At 59.8% G+C, this 14,319-nt stretch carries 13 protein-coding genes and 1 pseudogene; 10 read left to right on the forward strand and 4 right to left on the reverse strand.

Annotated elements, in window-relative coordinates:
- Positions 1-229: 229 nt before the first annotated feature.
- Complete coding sequence (locus ACTWLJ_RS19025; RefSeq protein WP_445177978.1) at positions 230-2,485, forward strand: Orn/Lys/Arg decarboxylase N-terminal domain-containing protein; 2,256 nt, start codon at positions 230-232, stop codon at positions 2,483-2,485.
- Between the two features lie 14 nt (positions 2,486-2,499).
- Positions 2,500-3,114, forward strand: coding sequence for a GNAT family N-acetyltransferase (locus ACTWLJ_RS19030; protein WP_445177979.1), 615 nt, complete (start codon positions 2,500-2,502; stop codon positions 3,112-3,114).
- On the opposite strand, the gene ACTWLJ_RS19035 is transcribed toward ACTWLJ_RS19030, so the two are convergent.
- A complete protein-coding gene (locus ACTWLJ_RS19035; RefSeq protein ID WP_445177980.1) occupies positions 3,080-3,973 on the reverse strand; it encodes a LysR substrate-binding domain-containing protein in 894 nt (297 codons plus the stop codon). The genes ACTWLJ_RS19030 and ACTWLJ_RS19035 overlap by 35 nt on opposite strands.
- Before the next feature lie 85 nt (positions 3,974-4,058).
- Complete coding sequence (locus ACTWLJ_RS19040) at positions 4,059-4,295, reverse strand: hypothetical protein (protein ID WP_401208743.1); 237 nt, start codon at positions 4,293-4,295, stop codon at positions 4,059-4,061.
- Positions 4,296-4,478: 183 nt separating this feature from the next.
- On the opposite strand from ACTWLJ_RS19040, the gene ACTWLJ_RS19045 reads away from it, so the two are divergent.
- The gene (locus tag ACTWLJ_RS19045; protein WP_445177981.1) at positions 4,479-5,036 is read left to right on the forward strand and encodes an NADPH-dependent FMN reductase; all 558 of its coding nucleotides are present in this window, start codon (positions 4,479-4,481) and stop codon (positions 5,034-5,036) included.
- A gap of 180 nt (positions 5,037-5,216) precedes the next feature.
- Positions 5,217-6,500, forward strand: coding sequence for an arsenic transporter (locus ACTWLJ_RS19050; RefSeq protein ID WP_445177982.1), 1,284 nt, complete (start codon positions 5,217-5,219; stop codon positions 6,498-6,500).
- Between the two features lie 109 nt (positions 6,501-6,609).
- On the opposite strand, the gene ACTWLJ_RS19055 is transcribed toward ACTWLJ_RS19050, so the two are convergent.
- Complete coding sequence (locus ACTWLJ_RS19055; RefSeq protein ID WP_445177983.1) at positions 6,610-7,560, reverse strand: DUF1853 family protein; 951 nt, start codon at positions 7,558-7,560, stop codon at positions 6,610-6,612.
- Between the two features lie 115 nt (positions 7,561-7,675).
- Between ACTWLJ_RS19055 and ACTWLJ_RS19060 the strand changes: the two genes are divergently transcribed.
- From ACTWLJ_RS19060 to pepN, 6 genes are read left to right on the forward strand one after another with little or no spacing between them, the layout of a single operon-like run.
- Positions 7,676-8,566 (forward strand): NAD(+) kinase, encoded by an 891-nt coding sequence (locus ACTWLJ_RS19060; protein WP_003224174.1) that lies wholly within the window; start codon positions 7,676-7,678, stop codon positions 8,564-8,566.
- On the forward strand, positions 8,566-9,537 hold the full coding sequence (locus ACTWLJ_RS19065) for a metallophosphoesterase (protein WP_445177984.1): 972 nt from the start codon (positions 8,566-8,568) through the stop codon (positions 9,535-9,537). The genes ACTWLJ_RS19060 and ACTWLJ_RS19065 overlap by 1 nt, the downstream gene beginning before the upstream one ends.
- The gene (locus ACTWLJ_RS19070; protein WP_445177985.1) at positions 9,534-10,403 is read left to right on the forward strand and encodes a rhomboid family intramembrane serine protease; all 870 of its coding nucleotides are present in this window, start codon (positions 9,534-9,536) and stop codon (positions 10,401-10,403) included. Before ACTWLJ_RS19065 ends, ACTWLJ_RS19070 begins: the two co-directional genes overlap by 4 nt.
- 33 nt (positions 10,404-10,436) lie before the next feature.
- Positions 10,437-10,697: a YeaC family protein gene (locus tag ACTWLJ_RS19075; RefSeq protein WP_401208761.1), complete on the forward strand. Its 261-nt coding sequence runs from the start codon at positions 10,437-10,439 to the stop codon at positions 10,695-10,697.
- Positions 10,694-11,524, forward strand: a complete 831-nt coding sequence (locus ACTWLJ_RS19080) for a DUF2797 domain-containing protein (protein WP_445177986.1) — start codon at positions 10,694-10,696, stop codon at positions 11,522-11,524. Before ACTWLJ_RS19075 ends, ACTWLJ_RS19080 begins: the two co-directional genes overlap by 4 nt.
- Positions 11,525-11,534: 10 nt before the next feature.
- Positions 11,535-14,192, forward strand: a complete 2,658-nt coding sequence (pepN, locus tag ACTWLJ_RS19085; RefSeq protein WP_445177987.1) for an aminopeptidase N — start codon at positions 11,535-11,537, stop codon at positions 14,190-14,192.
- Between the two features lie 22 nt (positions 14,193-14,214).
- Here the strand turns inward: pepN and ACTWLJ_RS19090 are convergent.
- Positions 14,215-14,304, reverse strand: a pseudogene (locus ACTWLJ_RS19090) (metal ABC transporter ATP-binding protein); the annotation flags it as partial.
- Positions 14,305-14,319: the final 15 nt, after the last annotated feature.

Consider the following 14,319-nt stretch of genomic DNA (forward strand, 5'->3'; position numbering starts at 1 on the left):
TGCGCAGCAGTCGTATACGTTCGCCTGAAAGAAACGCCCGGGGCCGCTTTGCGCCCCAGCGGGAGCAAGCTCCCTCGCCACAAAAGCGGCTCGGCAAATTCCCCTCTAAACAGGTTTGGCGGTTTTCCATTGCGTGGAGCCAAGTGGCCACCCTCGCCACATCCGCTGCAACCCTCTACCCTGAGTTGATTGGCGGACCGAAATCCGCCGCCTCAGGACACTGAGCCCCATGTACAAAGATTTGAAGTTTCCGGTGTTGATCGTCCATCGCGACATCAAGGCCGACACGGTCGCCGGTGATCGTATCCGTGGCATCGCACGAGAGTTGGAGCAGGAAGGTTTCAGTATCGTTTCGGCCACTGACTACACCGAAGGGCGACTGGTGGCTTCAACCCATCATGGCTTGGCGTGCATGCTGATTGCCGCCGAGGACGCCAGCACCAACTCGCATCTGTTGCAGAACATGGCCGAACTGATCGGCCTGGCGCGGGTGCGGGCGCCGGATTTACCGATCTTTGCCTTGGGCGAGCAGGTCACGCTGGAAAATGCTCCGGCCGATGCCATGGCCGAACTCAATCAGTTGCGCGGAATTCTTTATCTGTTCGAAGACACCGTGCCGTTCCTGGCGCGACAAGTCGCACGGGCGGCGCGCAAGTATCTCGATGGTCTTCTGCCACCGTTTTTCAAGGCGCTGGTGCAGCACACGGCCGACTCCAATTATTCCTGGCACACGCCGGGGCACGGCGGCGGTGTGGCGTATCACAAGAGTCCGGTGGGGCAGGCGTTTCACCAGTTTTTCGGTGAAAACACCCTGCGTTCGGACTTGTCGGTGTCAGTGCCGGAACTCGGTTCACTGCTCGATCACACCGGCCCGCTCGCCGAAGCCGAAGAGCGTGCTGCGCGCAATTTCGGCGCGGATCACACCTTTTTCGTGATCAATGGCACCTCGACCGCCAACAAGATCGTCTGGCACTCGATGGTGGGGCGTGATGATCTGGTGCTGGTTGATCGCAACTGCCACAAGTCGGTACTGCACGCGATCATCATGACCGGGGCGATCCCGCTGTATCTGTGTCCCGAACGCAACGAACTGGGGATCATCGGCCCGATCCCGCTGAGCGAGTTCAGCCGCGAATCGATCAAGGCCAAGATCGACGCCAGCCCGCTGACCAAGGGCCGTGAACCGAAAGTCAAACTGGCGGTGATCACCAATTCGACCTATGACGGCCTGTGCTACAACGCCGAGCTGATCAAGCAGAGCCTCGGCAACAGCGTCGAAGTCCTGCATTTCGACGAAGCGTGGTACGCCTACGCGGCGTTTCACGAATTCTTCGCCGGGCGCTACGGCATGGCCACCTCGCGCAGTGCCGACAGCCCGTTGGTGTTCACCACCCATTCCACCCACAAACTGCTCGCGGCGTTCAGTCAGGCGTCGATGATTCATGTGCAGGACGGTGGCGCGCGGCAACTGGATCGGGATCGTTTCAACGAAGCGTTCATGATGCATATCTCGACCTCGCCGCAGTACAGCATCATTGCGTCGCTGGATGTCGCGTCGGCGATGATGGAAGGCCCGGCCGGGCGTTCGCTGTTGCAGGAAACTTTTGATGAAGCGCTGAGCTTTCGCCGGGCGCTGGCCAATCTGCGCCAGCACATTGCCGCTGACGACTGGTGGTTTTCGATCTGGCAGCCACCGGGCGTCGAGGGCATCGATCGGGTGCAGACCGAAGACTGGCTGCTGCAACCTGATGCCGACTGGCATGGTTTCGGTGAAGTAAGCGACGACTACGTGCTGCTCGATCCGATCAAAGTCACGCTGGTGATGCCGGGGCTGAATGCCGGTGGCGCATTGAGCGACAAGGGCATTCCAGCGGCGGTGGTCAGCAAGTTTCTCTGGGAGCGGGGTCTGGTCGTCGAGAAGACTGGCCTGTATTCGTTCCTGGTGCTGTTTTCGATTGGTATCACCAAGGGCAAGTGGAGCACGCTACTCACCGAGTTGCTGGAATTCAAACGCAGTTACGACGCCAACGTCAGTCTCGCGACATGCCTGCCATGTGTCGCGCAGCAGGACGCGGCGCGATATCGCGGCATGGGCCTGCGCGATCTGTGCGATCAATTGCACGCCTGCTACCGCAGCAACGCCACCGCCAAACACCTCAAGCGCATGTACACCGTGCTGCCGGAAATCGCCATGAAGCCGGCCCACGCTTACGATCATCTGGTGCGTTGCGAAGTCGAGGCGGTGCCGATTGACGAGCTTGAGGGGCGTATTGCGGCGGTGATGCTGGTGCCGTATCCACCGGGGATTCCATTGATCATGCCCGGTGAGCGCTTCACTGAATCAACCCGCTCGATTATCGATTATTTGAAATTCGCCCGTACGTTCGATAGCAGCTTTCCCGGTTTTGTCGCCGATGTGCACGGACTGCAGCACGAAGATGAAGGCAATGGACGGCAATACACCGTTGATTGTGTCAAGGAATGAGGACTTTCCCGAGTATGCAACCGGTCATGAATCCGAAATACCCAGGGCTGTCGGTGCGGGTCGCCGATGAAGGTTTTGCGCCTTACATCTGGGGTAGCGATTTCAGTTTTGAAGTCGCCGCGTATGGCACGGCGCACATTGGTCAGCCGGTCGAGCAATGGCCGGTGACGCCTATCGTGCCGTACCGCAAGTGCTACGGCATCGATCCCGAGGAGTTCAGCAGCTTTCGCGATGCCGCTGACAGCGCGATCTTTATGGCCTATCTCGACGACGAGCCGGTCGGCCACCTGGTGATCAGCACCAACTGGAATGGCTTCGCGCATATCGATGAGCTGGCGGTACACGCACCCGCGCGGCGTCACGGCGTGGCCAAGGCGCTACTGGATGTCGCGCAATTCTGGAGCCGCAAGAAAAAACTGCCGGGCATCATGCTTGAAACCCAGAACAACAACCTCGGCGCCTGTCGGCTGTATGAGCGCTGTGGTTATCAGATTGGCGGTATCGACCATCTGCGCTATCGCGGGATTGATCCGAACACCGCCGAAGTGGCGTTGTTCTGGTATCGACTGTTCGATAATCCGCTGGAAAACCCCGTCAACTCGCCAGCATCGCCTCGGCTTGTTCCGTGATGATGCCCAGCAGGGTCTGAATCGCCGCTGACGGCGTTGCGTGCCTGAAAGTCAGCGCATACAGGCTGATCGGCACGGCGGGCGACAGCGGACACACATCCAGCCCTGCAGTCCGGGCGCCAAGGGCGGTGAACGGGTCGACGATGGCCAGACCTTCACCGGCCTCGACCATGCTGCGCATCATCTGGTGGGTTTGCACCCGGGTCTGGATGCTCGGGGCCGGGCGCAACGCTTGCAGTTTGTTTTCCAGCGCCGGGCTCAACGGGTCCTGACCTTCGAGGCCGACCATCGCCTGACCGGCCAGATCCGCTACGGAAATGTACTTTTGCTTCGGTTGCAGCCAGCCGTGAGGCGCCAGCAGTTGCAGCTTGCCGTGGGCCAGTGGCTGGCAATGAATGTCGGGATGTTCGGGGTCGTGCAGGCTCAGGCCCAGATCGCTTTCGCGCAGCAGCAGGCTACGGACGATGTCGCGAGTGGCGGCGCTGAGCAGACTGCAAGGCGCATCGGGCAGGCGCCGACGCAGGGCGGCAAGGCTTTGCGGCAACAGTTGTTGCGCCAGCGGCGGGGTGCCGATGATGCGCAGGGGCGGGGCGAGGTATTGTTTGAGGCTGCTGGCCAGACGCTGCACGGGTTTCAGCGCGTCATAGACATGAGCGATTTCGACTTGCAGCGCCCGTGCTTCAGGCGTCGATTGCAGACGCCCGCGCACGCTGGCGAACAGCATGAAACCCAACTGACTCTCGGCTTCACGCAAACGCTCTTCGACGTCGCTCACCGGTAACTGCAACCATTCGGCTGCGGTGCCCAGGTGACCGGTCTGCAAGAGCGCCTGAATCACTTCTATATGACGTAAACGCATGCGTGAAGTCCATGTTCAGCAGGTGGGGTCAGTGGCTGAATCCTACCCCAAGTCTGCGCATATGACTTCTGCTCATAACGCGCAGTTATGAAGCAATCATTGGCTCGGGTTCGCGAGTCAGGGTGATGCCCGATTGAACCAGCATGAATTCGGTGTCGCTGACCTTGTTGATGCGATCGCCAATGGCCAGTTTGTAGGTGGTGACAGGCTCCGAGCCAGTAGAACCGTCTGCCGACGGGGTGGATTCCTGGAATTCATGCACGGAATAAACGCGGCCTTCCGCATCTCTTGCATGGAACTGACCGACGAGTACTGCTGCCATCTGCTTAGAACCTCTGGAGATAAAACGCTTGATTTGCGGCTTTGTAGACCGCCAGCAAGCGCCGTAAGTTTTCCTACAGGAAAAAAATAATCGAGACGCGGGAATTTCCCTCGTCCTCTGGTCGAACCGTCGCCGGATCATCTATAACTACTGGCTCTTCCCACGGACAGTCGAGAGTCTTCCATGAGCAATGTCTACAACGTCGCCGTAGTGGTCGGTAGTTTGCGCAAAGCTTCGATCAACCGCAAAGTCGCCTTGGCGCTGGCAGAGCTGGCACCAGCGAATCTCAAGTTGAAGATTGTCGAAATTGGCGATCTGCCACTGTACAACGAAGACATCGACGGCGATTCACCGCCCGCAGCCTACAGCACTTTCCGTCAGGAAGTTGGCTCATCCGACGCGGTGCTGTTTGTGACCCCTGAGTACAACCGCTCGGTTCCGGCGCCATTGAAGAACGCCATCGACGTCGGATCACGGCCTTATGGCAAGAGCGTGTGGGGCGGCAAGCCCGGTGCGGTGATCAGCGTTTCACCAGGAGCCATCGGTGGTTTTGGCGCGAATCAGCATCTGCGCCAGTCGTTTGTGTTTCTCAATGTGCCGTGCATGCAGCAGCCGGAGGCGTATCTGGGCGGCGCGGGGACGGCATTCGATGAATCAGGCAAGTTGAGCGAGTCGGTGAAACCTTTTCTGCAAAGTTTTATCAATGCGTATGGGCAGTTTGTAGAGCAACACAAGAAATAACCTCACTTGCTAAACCCTGTGGCGAGGGGATTTATCCCCGTTCGGCTGCGCAGCAGTCGTCAAATCTGTGATTTCGGTATGACTATCGATCGCAGGGGGTCGCTTCGCAACCCAACGGGGATAAATCCCCTCGCCACAAGTAGGCTGCACTTCCAGAAATATTGAACAAGGCTGTTGCGGATGCTTGCTGCGTCATTGATTTTCCTGCTGACCATTACCCTTGTCATCTGGCAACCCAAAGGCCTCGGAGTCGGTTGGAGTGCGGTATTCGGCGCGATACTGGCGTTGATTTTCGGCGTGGTTCACCTCACCGATATCCCGCTGGTATGGCAGATCATCTGGAACGCCACCGGCACCTTTGTCGCGTTGATCATCATCAGTCTGTTGCTCGACGAAGCCGGGTTTTTCGCCTGGGCAGCCCTGCATGTGGCGCGTTGGGGGCGGGGCAGTGGGCGGCGATTATTCGCCTTCATGGTGCTGCTTGGCGCACTGGTGTCGGCGCTGTTCGCCAATGACGGCGCGGCGCTGATACTCACGCCCATCGTCATTTCCATGCTGCTGGCGCTGCGTTTTTCGAAGACCGCGACACTGGCGTTCGTCATGGGTGCGGGGTTTATCGCCGACACCGCGAGCCTGCCGCTGGTGGTGTCGAACCTGGTCAATATTGTCTCGGCAGACTTCTTTCATATCGGCTTCAACCGCTATGCGGCGGTGATGGTGCCGGTCAACTTCGTCAGCGTTGCGGCGACGCTCGTGGTGTTGATGTGGTTTTTTCGTCGCGACATTCCCAAGACTTACGACCCGGAACAGCTTGAGTTGCCAGCAACCGCGATCCACGACAAAGCCACGTTCTACGCCGGTTGGGTGGTGCTGCTGATTTTGCTGGCCGGGTGTTTTGCCCTTGAACCGCTGGGCATTCCGATCAGCGCGATTTCCGCGGTGTGCGCAGCGCTGTTGCTGGGCATCGCCGCCCGTGGGCACAAGATATCCACGCGCAAGGTGCTCAAGGAGGCACCGTGGCAGATCGTGATTTTCTCGCTGGGCATGTATCTGGTGGTTTATGGCCTGCGCAACGCCGGGCTGACCGGGTATCTCGCCAGCTGGCTCGACGTGTTCGCCGGGTACGGCGTGTGGGGCGCGGCGTTGGGCACCGGGCTGCTGACGGCTTTGTTGTCGTCGATCATGAACAACTTGCCGACGGTGTTGATCGGGTTGCTGTCGATTGATGCCAGTCAGGCGAGTGGGGTGGTCAAGGAGGCAATGATCTACGCCAACGTGATCGGCAGCGACCTGGGGCCGAAGATTACGCCGATTGGCAGTCTGGCGACGTTGTTGTGGCTGCATGTGCTGGAGCGCAAGGGGATTCGGATTGGTTGGGGGTATTACTTCAAGGTCGGGATTGTGCTGACGGTGCCGGTGTTGCTGGTGACATTGGCGGCTTTGGCTTTGCGGTTATCCCTTTAGCTGTGTCGGCCCCAATCGCTAGCAGGCTAGCTCCCACAGGTTTCAGGTGCACGCATAACCTGTGGGAGCTAGCCTGCTAGCGATTGGGCCAGTCCTGGCAAAGCACAACTCAGGCTTGGCCGGGGACATTCGGCCAAAGATCCGATACCAGAAACAACCGCTCAGCCTCTTCCCAATCCCCTCGGGCATTCTCGATCAAGCGCACCAATAACTGCGCCGGGGCCAAGGGTTGCAGATCGTCCAGCCACATCTGCAGATGTTCCTCGCTCCAGACCTGATCCACCGGGTAATGCGCCGGCGCCAGCCACGCATGACGGGGCAGGGGCTGCCAGCGTCCGGCCGGTCGCTGCGCAACGAACGCCTGCCAGTCCTTCTGATGCAACCAACTGCCGCGCAAATGCTGCGGGTGCGCTCCGTTCGGCGATTCAGACTGCCCCGGCCACGGATACAACAGATAGCCGCCGAGCCACAAATGCGCATTGAACGCCCCGACATCCAGCGCCGCCAGCGCTTCGCGGCTTTCCGGGCGGGCGGAGATCGGCAGTTGGTGTTCGCTCAGATGCGCCAGTTTGCGATCCAGTCGATCATGGCAACCCGGCCCCAGCCACTGCGACGAATCACTGCCGTCGCCATCCTGCGGCCCGAGGTAGAGCTTGATCGCCAGTTCCAGGTGATGCACGCCATCGCGGTCACGCAGCAGCATGTCCAGTTCGCCGAGGGTGTGACCTTCGCGACGGATCGGCAGGTTGGCGGCGATCAACTGGATGCCCGGCGCATGTTGCACTGCGAACTGCCACAGCCGCTCGTAATACAAGCCCAGGCGCCGGGTGCGTGCCTGCGACAGCCAATGCAGCAAGCCATAGCTGTCGCGGTCGAGTTCTCGCAGCCACTGCTCCAGCCGTTCGGGATCGCCGACCCAGTCACTGCCGGCCAGCGGATGGCGCTGCGGCCAAGGGGTTGTGGCCAACATGGGCGGGGCGAGGATCACCCACGCCAGATCGCGCACTTCCGGATGGCGTAATTGGTGGGGCAACTGGAGCAAACCGGGAAATAGGATCATCTTGCGAGCATAGCCTTAAACCCGGGCACACCCTTGAGGCTGAAAGGATTTTGTCTATCTGGCGCTTTCGCCCATAATCGGGTTTTTCGCGTTTTCGATTGTCCGCAGAGGTCCCATGGAGCAATTTCGTAATATCGGCATCATCGGTCGCCTGGGCAGTTCGCAGGTGCTGGATACCGTCCGCCGACTGAAACGGTTTCTGCTCGATCGTCACCTGCATGTGATCCTCGAAGACACCATCGCCGAAGTCCTGCCGGGCCACGGCTTGCAGACCTCGTCGCGCAAGATGCTTGGCGAAGTCTGCGACATGGTCATCGTCGTTGGCGGGGACGGCAGCCTGCTCGGCGCGGCCCGTGCACTGGCGAAACACAATATTCCGGTGCTCGGCATCAACCGTGGCAGCCTCGGGTTCCTCACTGACATTCGCCCGGATGAGCTGGAAGTCGAAGTCGCCAAAGTGCTCGACGGCCACTATCTGGTGGAAAACCGCTTCCTGCTGCAAGCCGAAGTTCGCCGGCACGCCGAGGCCATCGGCCAGGGCGACGCGCTGAATGACGTGGTTTTGCACCCCGGCAAATCGACGCGGATGATCGAATTCGAGCTGTACATCGACGGCCAGTTTGTTTGCAGCCAGAAGGCCGACGGCCTGATCGTCGCCACGCCGACCGGTTCCACCGCGTATGCGCTGTCCGCTGGCGGGCCGATCATGCATCCCAAGCTCGACGCCATTGTGATCGTGCCGATGTATCCCCATATGTTGTCCAGCAGACCAATCGTGGTCGATGGCAACAGCGAGCTGAAAATCGTCGTGTCGAAGAATATGCAGATCTACCCGCAGGTCTCCTGCGACGGGCAGAACCATTTCACCTGCGCGCCGGGTGACACCATCACCGTCAGCAAGAAAGCGCAGAAGCTGCGGCTGATTCATCCGCTCGACCACAACTACTACGAAGTCTGCCGCACCAAGCTCGGCTGGGGCAGCAAGTTGGGTGGTGGAGGCGACTGATGCTCGATCCTGCGCGCAGTTATGACCTGATCGGTGATGTGCACGGATGCGCACTCACGCTGGAACACTTGCTTGACCGTCTCGGTTATCACAAGCAGGGCGGCGTCTGGCGGCATCCTTCGCGCATGGCCGTGTTCGTCGGCGACATCATTGACCGTGGCCCGCGAATTCGCGAGGCACTGCACATCGTTCACGACATGGTCGAGGCCGGTCAGGCGTTGTGCATCATGGGCAACCACGAATTCAACGCACTCGGCTGGGGCACGCCGGCGCCACCGGGCAGCGGCAAGCAGTTCGTGCGCGAACACACGCCGCGCCACGCCCGTCTGCTGCATGAAACCCTGACCCAGTTCGAAGGCCATCCCGCCGACTGGCACGATTTCCAGCGCTGGTTCTATGACCTGCCGCTGTTTGTCGATGCCGGGCGTTTCCGCGTGGTGCATGCCTGCTGGGATGCCGGCCTGATCGAACCGTTGCGGGCGCTGTTCCCCAATGGCTGCATCGACGAGCATTTCCTCCAGGCCTCGGCTGTCCCCGAGAGTTTCGCCTGCACGGTGTTCGATCGCCTGCTGCGCGGCACCGACATGCGCTTGCCGGACGGTCTGACCATGACCAGCGGCGACGGTCTGGTGCGTTCGTTCTTCCGTACCAAGTTCTGGGAAGACGATCCGAAAACCTATGGCGACATCGTCTTCCAGCCCGATGCACTGCCGGAACCGGTGGCGCAGAAGCCGCTGACTTCCAGCGAAAAAAATACCCTGCTGCGCTATGGCGTTGATGAACCGTTGCTGTTCGTCGGCCACTACTGGCGCAGCGGCAAACCGGCGCCGATCCGCCCGAACCTCGCGTGCCTGGATTACAGCGCGGTGCTCTACGGCAAATTGGTCGCCTATCGTCTGGATCAGGAAACCCGCCTCGATCCGCATAAATTTGTCTGGGTCGATGTTGAACGGCCAGAGGTTCTGCAATGAGTTCCGTCGTGGTACTGCGGCTGCCGTTGGCGGCCGATCTGAGTGGTTTCGTCAAACTGCTGCAACGCATGCAAGTGCCGCATCGCGTCAGCGAAGAGGCCGGCGAGCAAGTGCTGTGGGCGCCTTATGAGATCAGCGAAGACGTGCGCTCGCTCTACGAACGCTTTCCGGCGGGCGATCCCGAGCAGCAACTGGATATTCCGGTGGCGCCGACCTTTCAGCGCCCGGGTTTTGTCGAACAACTGAAATACGCCAAGGCCACCGGATTCATTCTGCTGCTGAGCCTGTTGGTCGGCGGGCTGACGTTCCTCGGCGACAACCTCGACACGATGCGCTGGCTGACCTTCCTCGACTTCCGCGTAGTCGGTGAGTACATCCACTTTGTGCCGCTGGGCGACAGTCTGGCGGCGGGGCAGTGGTGGCGGTTGTTCACGCCGATGCTGATCCACTTCGGCATCCTGCACCTGGCCATGAACGGCATGTGGTACTGGGAACTGGGGCGGCGCATCGAGTCGCGTCAGGGCAGCGTCAATCTGATCGGACTGACGCTGTTGTTCAGCCTGGTGTCGAACTACGCGCAGTATTATTTCAGCGGCGCGACGCTGTTCGGCGGCTTGTCCGGCGTGCTTTACGGCTTGCTCGGGCATTGCTGGATCTTCCAGATGCTGGCGCCGAACCCGGCCTATCGCCTGCCGCGTGGCGTGCTGGTGATGATGCTGGTCTGGTTATTGCTGTGCCTGTCCGGCCTGGTGTCGATGATCGGCTTCGGCGAAATCGCCAACGCCGCCCACGTCGGCGGGTTACTCATCGGATGCTTCACCGGTTTGTTGGGTGGTTTGTATAACCGCCGTAAACTCGCCGTTTAAATTTTTGTGTGAATAAAGAGCGCGGAGACCCTGATGTCCTCTTTTAACGAAATGATCAAGAACATCACCCCGGATATCTACGAGAGCCTGAAACTGGCCGTGGAAATCGGTAAATGGTCGGACGGTGGCAAGCTCACCGCCGAACAGCGCGAGCTGTCGCTGCAAGCGATGATCGCCTGGGAGATCCAGAATCTGCCCGAAGAAGAGCGCACCGGTTACATGGGGCCTCAAGAGTGTGCGTCGAAGTCGATCGAAGTGCCGAACATCCTGTTCAAGTCGGATGCCATCCATTGATCGAGATTGGCCGCGGTGCAATCAGCAAAATGTCGGCGCGCCTGGACGGGCCGAACGTGCAATACGCGTTTCGTCTGGATGACGTCGAGGTGCCGGTCAATCCGTTGATCGGCACCACGCTGCGTCTGGAATATCTGGGGGCGATCCACTGCACCCATTGCGGGCGCAAGACCAAAACCAGTTTCAGTCAGGGTTATTGCTACCCGTGCATGACTAAGCTGGCGCAGTGCGATATCTGCATCATGAGTCCGGAGCGTTGCCATTTCGACGCCGGCACCTGCCGTGATCCGGTGTGGGGCGAGCAGTTCTGCATGACCGATCATGTGGTCTATCTGGCTAACTCGTCAGGGGTCAAGGTCGGCATCACTCGTGCCACGCAATTGCCGACACGCTGGCTCGATCAGGGTGCCAGTCAGGCATTGCCGATCATGCGCGTGTCGACGCGCCAGCAGTCAGGCTTCGTTGAAGACCTGTTCCGCAGTCAGGTGGCGGACAAGACCAACTGGCGTGCGCTGCTCAAGGGCGATGCGGTGTCTGTGGATCTGGCGCAGGTGCGCGATCAGTTGTTCGACAGTTGCGGCGAAGGCCTGCAAACCCTGCAACAGCGATTCGGCCTACAGGCAATTCAGAAAATTACCGATGTAGAACCGCTGGAGATCCGATATCCAGTCGAGCAATACCCGGCCAAAATCGTCAGCTTCAACCTGGACAAGAACCCGATTGCCGAAGGCACGCTGCTGGGGATCAAAGGTCAGTACCTGATCTTCGACACCGGCGTGATCAACATTCGTAAGTACACGGCTTATCAGCTCGCCGTGCATCAATAAGGACTCCAGCATGCGCACCGAACAACCGAAGATGATTTACCTGAAGGACTATCAGGCGCCCGAGTACCTGATCGACGAAACACACCTGACCTTCGAGTTGTTCGAGGACCACAGTCTGGTTCACGCGCAACTGGTGATGCGCCGCAACCCGGCGCGTGGCCCGGGCCTGCCGCCGCTGGTGCTCGACGGCCAGCAGCTGGAATTGTTGTCGGTGACCCTGGCTGACCAGGAGCTGAGCGCCGACGACTATCAAGTCACTGAAAACCACCTGACCCTGCAACCGACCGCTGAAACCTTCACGGTCGATACCAGTGTCAAGATCCACCCGGAAACCAACACCGCGCTGGAAGGCTTGTACAAGTCCGGCACGATGTTCTGCACCCAGTGCGAGGCCGAAGGTTTCCGCAAGATCACCTATTACCTCGACCGCCCGGACGTGATGAGCAAGTTCACCACCACCGTGGTCGCCGAGCAGCACAGCTATCCGGTGTTGCTGTCCAACGGCAACCCGATTGCCTCGGGTCCTGGCGAAGATGGCCGGCACTGGGCGACCTGGGAAGATCCGTTCATGAAACCGGCGTACCTGTTCGCGCTGGTGGCCGGTGATCTGTGGTGCGTCGAAGACACCTTCACCACCATGACCGAGCGCACCGTGGCGCTGCGCATCTATGTCGAGCCGGAAAACATCGACAAGTGCCAGCACGCGATGAACAGCTTGAAGAAGTCCATGCGTTGGGACGAAGAGGTCTACGGTCGCGAGTACGATCTGGACATCTTCATGATCGTCGCCGTGAACGACTTCAACATGGGCGCGATGGAGAACAAGGGCCTCAACATCTTCAACTCCAGCGCCGTGCTGGCCCGCGCCGAAACCGCTACCGATGCTGCACACCAGCGCGTCGAGGCGATCGTCGCCCACGAATACTTTCACAACTGGTCGGGCAACCGCGTGACCTGCCGCGACTGGTTCCAGTTGTCGCTCAAGGAAGGCTTCACCGTGTTCCGCGACTCGGGCTTCTCCGCCGACATGAACTCGGCCACGGTCAAGCGCATTCAGGACGTTGCCTATCTGCGAACCCACCAGTTCGCCGAAGATGCCGGCCCGATGGCTCACGCCGTGCGCCCGGACAGCTTCATCGAGATTTCCAACTTCTACACCTTGACCGTGTACGAAAAGGGCTCGGAAGTGGTCGGCATGATCCACACCTTGCTCGGCGCCGAAGGCTTCCGCAAGGGCAGCGATCTGTACTTCGACCGCCACGACGGCCAGGCCGTGACCTGCGACGATTTCATCAAGGCCATGGAAGATGCCAATGGCGTTGACCTGACCCAGTTCAAGCGCTGGTACAGCCAGGCCGGTACGCCGCGTCTGGCGGTGAGCGAGTCCTACGACGCCGCGGCGAAAACCTACAGCCTGACGCTCCGTCAAAGCTGCCCGGAAACCCCGGACAAGGTCGAAAAACTGCCGTTCGTGATCCCGGTCGAACTGGGCCTGCTGGACAGTAAAGGCAACGAGATTGCCCTGCGTCTGGCTGGCGAGGCGACCGCCCAAGGCACGACGCGAGTGATTTCGGTCACCGAAGCCGAGCAGACTTTCACCTTCGTCGACATTGCCGAACAACCGCTGCCATCGCTGCTGCGCGGCTTCTCGGCGCCGGTGAAACTGAGCTTCCCGTACAACCGCGATCAGTTGATGTTCCTGATGCAACACGACAGCGACGGTTTCAACCGCTGGGACGCCGGTCAGCAACTGTCGGTGCAGGTGCTGCAAGAGCTGGTTGCCCAGCAGCAGAAGGGTGAGGCGCTGGTGCTCGATCCACGTCTGGTTTCGGCATTGCGTACGGTGCTGACGGATGAAACGCTGGATCAGGCAATGGTCGCGGAAATGCTCTCGCTGCCAAGCGAAGCGTACCTGACCGAAATCAGCGAAGTGGCTGACGTCGAAGCGATCCACATCGCTCGCGAATTTGCTCGCAAGCAGTTGGCGGATAACCTGTTCGAAGCGCTGTGGCTGCGTTATCAGGCCAACCGCGATCTGTCGAAGAAAACCCCGTATGTGGCCGAGGCCGAGCATTTCGCCCGCCGTGCGCTGCAAAACATCGCGCTGTCGTACCTGATGCTCAGCGGCAAACCTGAAGTTCTGGCGGCAACGCTTGAACAGTTCGAAAACAGCGACAACATGACCGAGCGCCTGACCGCGCTGGCGGTACTGGTCAACTCGCCGTTCGAAGAACAGAAAGCGCTGGCGCTGGCGAGTTTCGCCGAGCACTTCAAGGACAATCCGCTGGTCATGGATCAGTGGTTCAGTGTGCAGGCCGGCAGCACGTTGCCGGGCGGGCTGGAACGTACCAAGGCGCTGATGCAGCACCCGGCGTTCAACATCAAGAATCCAAACAAGGTGCGGGCATTGGTCGGCGCGTTTGCCGGGCAGAACCTGATCAACTTCCACGCGGCTGATGGTTCCGGGTATCGCTTCCTGGCGGATCTGGTGATCGAGTTGAATGGCTTCAACCCGCAGATCGCTTCGCGTCAATTGGCGCCACTGACTCGCTGGCGCAAATACGACAGCGCACGTCAGGCGCTGATGAAAGCAGAGCTGGAGCGGATTCTCGCTTCGGGTCAGCTGTCGAGTGACGTGTACGAAGTGGTCAGCAAAAGCCTGGCTTAAGCTGGATTAACACTGCTTAAAACTGTGGGAGCGAGCTTGCTCGCGAATTGGGAGTATCAGACGACAAAGATGTCGTTTGGACTACCGCTTTCGCGAGCAAGCTCGCTCCCACAGTGGTTTAGTGTTA

This window comes from Pseudomonas sp. McL0111, assembly GCF_052567255.1.

Excerpts from the sequence above, each read along its gene's own strand:
- ACTWLJ_RS19025 (WP_445177978.1), top strand. The coding sequence starts at position 230 with ATGTACAAAGATTTGAAGTTTCCGGTGTTGATCGTCCATCGCGACATC.
- ACTWLJ_RS19030 (WP_445177979.1), top strand. The coding sequence starts at position 2,500 with ATGCAACCGGTCATGAATCCGAAATACCCAGGGCTGTCGGTGCGGGTC.
- ACTWLJ_RS19035 (WP_445177980.1), bottom strand. The coding sequence starts at position 3,973 with ATGCGTTTACGTCATATAGAAGTGATTCAGGCGCTCTTGCAGACCGGT.
- ACTWLJ_RS19040 (WP_401208743.1), bottom strand. The coding sequence starts at position 4,295 with ATGGCAGCAGTACTCGTCGGTCAGTTCCATGCAAGAGATGCGGAAGGC.
- ACTWLJ_RS19045 (WP_445177981.1), top strand. The coding sequence starts at position 4,479 with ATGAGCAATGTCTACAACGTCGCCGTAGTGGTCGGTAGTTTGCGCAAA.
- ACTWLJ_RS19050 (WP_445177982.1), top strand. The coding sequence starts at position 5,217 with ATGCTTGCTGCGTCATTGATTTTCCTGCTGACCATTACCCTTGTCATC.
- ACTWLJ_RS19055 (WP_445177983.1), bottom strand. The coding sequence starts at position 7,560 with ATGATCCTATTTCCCGGTTTGCTCCAGTTGCCCCACCAATTACGCCAT.
- ACTWLJ_RS19060 (WP_003224174.1), top strand. The coding sequence starts at position 7,676 with ATGGAGCAATTTCGTAATATCGGCATCATCGGTCGCCTGGGCAGTTCG.
- ACTWLJ_RS19065 (WP_445177984.1), top strand. The coding sequence starts at position 8,566 with ATGCTCGATCCTGCGCGCAGTTATGACCTGATCGGTGATGTGCACGGA.
- ACTWLJ_RS19070 (WP_445177985.1), top strand. The coding sequence starts at position 9,534 with ATGAGTTCCGTCGTGGTACTGCGGCTGCCGTTGGCGGCCGATCTGAGT.
- ACTWLJ_RS19075 (WP_401208761.1), top strand. The coding sequence starts at position 10,437 with ATGTCCTCTTTTAACGAAATGATCAAGAACATCACCCCGGATATCTAC.
- pepN (WP_445177987.1), top strand. The coding sequence starts at position 11,535 with ATGCGCACCGAACAACCGAAGATGATTTACCTGAAGGACTATCAGGCG.